1 protein-coding gene is annotated in these 769 nt (G+C 40.4%); it reads right to left on the bottom strand.

The genetic code is table 11. The features are described 5' to 3' along the window. Positions 1 to 113: 113 nt before the first annotated feature. A complete protein-coding gene (locus R7O13_RS26300; RefSeq protein WP_318305134.1) occupies positions 114 to 446 on the bottom strand; it encodes a DUF1904 domain-containing protein in 333 nt (110 codons plus the stop codon). Between the last annotated feature and the right edge of the window lie 323 nt (positions 447 to 769).

Here is a 769-nt window from a genome sequence, read left to right as displayed (position 1 = left end):
GAGGACATACTATGAGTGGGAGCACTAACTTGCTCCCATGGCGTAGCATAAAGAGGAGCTGAGAAAAATAAACTTAAATAAAAAGAAAGACTCAGCCGCATCATACATCCCCTTTAGTAATGTTCACCATTATCATAGTAGGCATTTGGCAATAGTGCAGAAAAAATGACTGCTACATCAATATCTTCACCGCCTACACCACGAACCTGTTGTGTAATTACTTTCGCCACCTTGTCTTGGGTCTCTTGTCCTCGATCAAACCACAAAACTTCAACAAAAGGATAAGCAGGACTTACCTCGCCCTCACTAAAGAAAGTTGTGTAGATGTACTCAAAAGTAAAATCTTCTCGTGGACTATTCATTAGTGGCTGGAGCTCGTCAGTCAGTGGCTTTGACAAAGCTTGTACTGCTTGAGGTTCTACAGCGCGAAATCGTAGATGTGGCATAAGGTTAATCCTATATTTGTATTGTCCTAAGATGATAACAGGAACAACAACGCTAATCATCCCAACAACAACTAGACACGTTCTTAAAAATACCCAGAAAAACGCTAATAAATATCAACAAGAGCTTGAGATTCCCATCAGTGACATTCAACGACAAGGTATCACTAGCGGCTAGATATCAATCCCGCTGGAAATCTGCTGTTCTTTATATAGGGAAAGTAGATAAGAGATTAGGGCAGTTCAGACTTAGCTACCATTAGCTACGCGCCTAGAATCGCCTATTTGAGAACTTGAGTTCACAAAGAATAAATTTTGCCATTTTG

The organism is Vibrio sp. Y176 (genome assembly GCF_033438945.1).
This window is presented reverse-complemented; position numbering and strand designations above follow the sequence as displayed.